At 48.2% G+C, this 4,440-nt stretch carries 5 protein-coding genes; 2 read left to right on the top strand and 3 right to left on the bottom strand.

Going from position 1 to position 4,440, the window contains the following annotated elements; translation table 11 throughout:
* Positions 1–36: 36 nt before the first annotated feature.
* Positions 37–669, top strand: coding sequence for a potassium channel family protein (locus tag ACP5KC_RS06110; protein ID WP_428286969.1), 633 nt, complete (start codon positions 37–39; stop codon positions 667–669).
* A 38-nt stretch (positions 670–707) separates the two neighbouring features.
* The gene (locus ACP5KC_RS06115) at positions 708–1,466 is read left to right on the top strand and encodes a mechanosensitive ion channel family protein (RefSeq protein ID WP_052883702.1); all 759 of its coding nucleotides are present in this window, start codon (positions 708–710) and stop codon (positions 1,464–1,466) included.
* Positions 1,467–1,474: 8 nt separating this feature from the next.
* On the opposite strand, the gene ACP5KC_RS06120 is transcribed toward ACP5KC_RS06115, so the two are convergent.
* The 3 genes from ACP5KC_RS06120 to ACP5KC_RS06130 form a co-directional block, all read right to left on the bottom strand.
* Positions 1,475–2,818, bottom strand: a complete 1,344-nt coding sequence (locus tag ACP5KC_RS06120) for an APC family permease (protein ID WP_052883703.1) — start codon at positions 2,816–2,818, stop codon at positions 1,475–1,477.
* Positions 2,819–2,895: 77 nt separating this feature from the next.
* Positions 2,896–3,300 (bottom strand): DUF1641 domain-containing protein, encoded by a 405-nt coding sequence (locus ACP5KC_RS06125; RefSeq protein WP_052883704.1) that lies wholly within the window; start codon positions 3,298–3,300, stop codon positions 2,896–2,898.
* Between the two features lie 2 nt (positions 3,301–3,302).
* The coding region (locus tag ACP5KC_RS06130) for an NAD(P)/FAD-dependent oxidoreductase (RefSeq protein WP_428286970.1) at positions 3,303–4,440 on the bottom strand (1,138 nt) is incomplete at its 5' end.

Consider the following 4,440-nt stretch of genomic DNA (forward strand, 5'->3'; position numbering starts at 1 on the left):
TTCTCATAGCTCTGGGTTGTTATGTATATAGTCGTGGTGGGAGGTGGAAAAATTGGCCAAGCCATAGCAGACTTTTTCGCACGTAGGGGGGACAGGGTCGTAATAATAGATAGGAAGAAAGAAGTCTGCGACTTCCTAGCAAAAAATTATGATGTAGTAGTCTACTGTGGAGATGCAAGGTCAACAAGTCTTTTGAGAGACGCACAGGTGGAGGAAGCGGATGTCCTTTATGCTGTAACAGACAGTGATAGCGTTAATATACAGGTTGCCACGACAGCGAAAAAGAAGCTCGGCGTACCAAGGGTCGTCGTCAGGATTAATCAGAGTGAGAACTGTGAACGTGTTGGCGGGGAGGTGGCTGACACCGTCGTCTGTCTGGGTGTTAACTCACTAAGTGCCTTCATTGAAGCCGTGGTTAACCCGGAGTACAAGTATCTCCTAAGGGATCGGGACAAAGTCATCGCATTGATTCGCGTTGTACCAGACTCACCGCTTGTCGGAAGGAGTATAAAAAGTATAGAGGATATGGGAGTTCTCGTCGGAGTAGTGGTGAGGGAGGGCATTCCAAGCCGTCCAACGGAAGATCTAGTACTGGAAGCCGACGACGAGATTGTTGTTGTTGGTAGGGAGGAAAGAGTGAATGAACTTATACGTGTCCTTTACGAGTAAGGCATCCGCTTTAAATATAAAAAAGAAAAGAGGTCATTTTGGAGGGGATTGGCTTGCTCCAGATGCTTGAGCTGCGGCTAGAGCTTCTTTTATCGGTGCTTGGAAGTTTATTGGCTACGCTTGTCATAGGCTTTCTCTTTTCGAGGATAATTAGGAGATCTCTTAGGAGGTATAACCCTTTGCTCGCGGAAGCCACCGCAAGGTATGGCTCCTGGGCGATCTACATGGTGGGCATACTATTCTCATTAGAACTGTTAAACCTTAAACTCGAGACAATACTAGTCTTTGTGGTACTGATAGGTGTACTTGTCGTCATCGGGCTCAGAGACATCCTCCCAAACTACTTTGCAAAACAGATCATCGACATGTATAAGCCCTTCAATGTCGGGGACTGGGTAAAGATTGAGGAGATTGTTGGCAAGGTCGTCGAAATAAACGATCTGTATACTCAGGTCGTTACGAGATCGCATGCACGCGTTTACATCCCAAATAATTTGCTGGTCAAGCATACCATCAGCAACCTTTCAAAGGCGGGTGGTATAGATGTTACTGCGAGAATATCCGTTCCTCTCTCGCGAAGTCTTGACGATATTATAAGTACTATTGAGAAAGCGATAAGCGAAGAGGCTCGTGAAGAAGGAACCGGCGACTCTGAGATTCAAGTAGTCTCATTGAACGCTAAAACGGTAGAACTTGAAGTTAAAGTGAGGATACTAAACCCCCAGAGGGTTGAAGACGTGCGCTCAAGGGTACTGAGAAAGATCTACAGGGCTCTTGAGACAGAGCTTAAAGGCTAACACTAGTTTTAGCGTTTTCTCGCAACGTAAAGGAAATATGCAAGAAGCCCAACGGCCAGCCATGAGAATCCCACTAGCCTTCCCTCTTCATGTGTGCCCACCACCATCAGCCACATTACTAGGTTTGCTATGAAACCGCCGATAGCTCCTAGAGGTATGAGGTAGCTCTTCCTTTTTATTGAGACCGTAATATTTCCGGGGGTCATGAAGGGCCTGTAACGATACGGATCCTTGATGCGGAGCATCACTACAGAAAGGTTTACAATCATGTACGAGAGTAATGCCCCGAAGTTGTATAGATCTGCTGCTAGACCGAGGTGCCCTATATAGGCGAGCATTAGCTGGAAGAACGCGAATAGTATTATAGCTTTGTAGGGTGTATTAAACCTCTTGTGTAGGGCGGTGAGCCACTCGGGAAGCATACCCTGCTCGCTCATGGCGTAAACCATCCTCGAAACGCCTACTACACCCGTGTTTGTTGCGACATAACACACTGTCATGCCTATCATGGAGATCCAGAGCGCAAATATCCCTCCGTAAGGAAGTTGCTGTGCAACTACGGCAGCGGGATCCTTCTCAGATTCTCCTAGGATTTGCCAGCCTACCACGCCTATGGCTAGTGTTGAGAAGAGGACAGCGAAGAGTATCACTATTATGCTGACAAGTTTGACGGCTTTGGGTATAGTCGAGCCTGCTTTACGAGTCTCTCCAGCCGTTTGCGATACGACTTCTATCCCAAGGTAGGACGCCATTGCGAGGGTGGAGCCGTATAAGAAGTTTTCCCATGTGGGGTTAGTGCCTATCGCTATCTGGTCGAAGAAGGGCTGAAACCTGGTGGTATAGCCTATTAACATGATTACTGAAAGCCCTACAACATCCATCACTACGAGTATAGAGCTCACGGCTGCAGACTCTCTAATCCCTACGATGTTGAGAACAACTAGAGAGCCTACGAGGAGGGCTGCTGTTAGGCCGAAATAAGGATCTGTTTTAAGTAGAGGTATTAGGTGTCCAAGATAACCCGTAGCTGACAACGCGAAGATCGAGCCCGTGACTATGTAGTCTAGGAGCAGGCTCCAGCCGGCAAGAAATGCTATGAATTTCCCGAATGCCTTTTCAGCGAATATCATCCCTCCCCCCGCCTCGGGGAAAGACGAGCTCAGTTCCGCATAACTTAACGCTGTCAGGAGGTAAGAGATGCTGGCGACAGCATATGCGATAGGCGTAGCTGGTCCTGCATGGGCAGCTACTAAGCCAAGCGTCATGTAGATTCCTGCGCCGACGTCGGCGTAGCCGAAGCTAAACACTCCAAGTAGTCCAAGCTTCCTTTTGAGTCGCTGCTCTTTCGCCATATTACGGTTTGGCTGTTCAAGGGTAGCTTAAATTGGTTATTCTTTTATCTGCAAAAAATCAAAAAAGGTTAGAAAAATTACTTTTTATGGGATCTGCCTAGCGCTCTGAGAACCTCTAAAGCTACACCAAGGCCTTTCTGAACCTCTGGATCCGATAAGGCTTTCAACAGGCCTGGGATACCGACAGGCTTTGCCTCCTTCTCCATTGCCTCTAAAACAGTGCCCAGCGTCGCGAAGCTCTTTGTCAAAGTCTCAGGTTTTACCTGGCCCATAGCGTCTAATATCTCGTCTAGGTGGTCAAGGATCTGGAGCGTTGACGGCCTCAGTAGTATCTCTGAGAGACGGCCTATAACATCAGGATCAACGATATCGCTTGCGGTGTCTAGTATTCCGGATTCATTTAGTTTTACGAGAAGGTCCAGGAATTTCTCAAGAGCTTCTCTTCTCGTTGGGGTTAAAATATCCTCGATTCCTCCCGACACGCCTACCACCCCATACCACTTCTTAACATCTCATCGGTTGCGTCGAAGTAGGCCTTAAAGATGGGGCTCCAGAGCTCAGGGTATCTAATAGCACTCCAGTAAGTCGCGACAAAGAGATCCTCCATAAGCCTCTTAAATTTAGAGAAGCGGACAGGCATCGGAGGATGATCATAGTCGCTTATCACGAATAAGCCCTTCCCATCAGCTATGACGGGGCAGTTCGTCCTCCCGCTGTACCGGGCGTCAAATCCCTGGAGCCTAGCAGCCACGACTTCGGCTTGGAGGTGGGCGGTAACACCGCTCTTTGATGTTGGAGCGTTAGTACAGTCGCCTATAGCAAAGGCATCGTCGAATCCCTGTATATTGCTTGTGTGTTTATCGATCACTATAAAACCACCTTGATCCTTCGCGCTTTCCGGTGTGATCTTATACGTAGCACCCTTATGCGGAGGGACAACTGTAGCAACGTCAAATGCGAGTTCTTCGCCCTCAAGGCTTAGGATCCTCTTCTTTTCAAGGTCAATCTCGTTTGCTGTGAAAAACGTGTGCAGCTCGATATTCCTAGCCTTGAACTCGGGCTCTATAACGTCTGCTATTACCTTCGATGGATAGGCGTGTGGGACGGGGACAGCTAGCACGACTTTAACCTTTTCCCTCAACCCCCTCCTAGCGAAGAAGTCCCATGAGAGGAACGCCCCCTTGTGAGGTCCAGGTGGGCACTTGTAGATCGGATCTGCAATAGCTATGACGAATCTCCCAGCACTCATAGAGCGAAGACTATGATACAATTTTTCGGCGTTTTCGGGAGAAGAGTAAAAGTCTCCAAATTTTTCCAGCAACTCTCGGTGGCCGGGAATCGCGTCATAGTCGAGCTCAGCCCCACTTGCTAGGACTATATAGTCATACTCGAGATGTTTTCCGCCAGCGGTTTTCACGTAGCGCTCCGAGAGGTTAACCTCCACAACGCTATCATTAAGGAAACTTACTTGAGGTTTAAGGAGTTCACGTATCGGCCTTAGGAACTTCTCCTTCTTAACACCCTTGAAGGCAATCCACAGGTTGCCCGGCTGGAAATGGTGGTAAGGGCTCCTATCTATGACCGTCACTGAGAACTCGTCATGCGGTAATAGGTTAGCTAGA

The sequence above is a fragment of the Infirmifilum sp. genome (genome assembly GCF_049970975.1).
GTDB classification, from domain to species: Archaea; Thermoproteota; Thermoprotei; order Thermofilales; family Thermofilaceae; genus Thermofilum; species Thermofilum uzonense.

Coding starts and splice junctions, on each gene's coding strand:
- ACP5KC_RS06120 (WP_052883703.1), bottom strand. CDS start 2,818: ATGGCGAAAGAGCAGCGACTCAAAAGGAAGCTTGGACTACTTGGAGTG.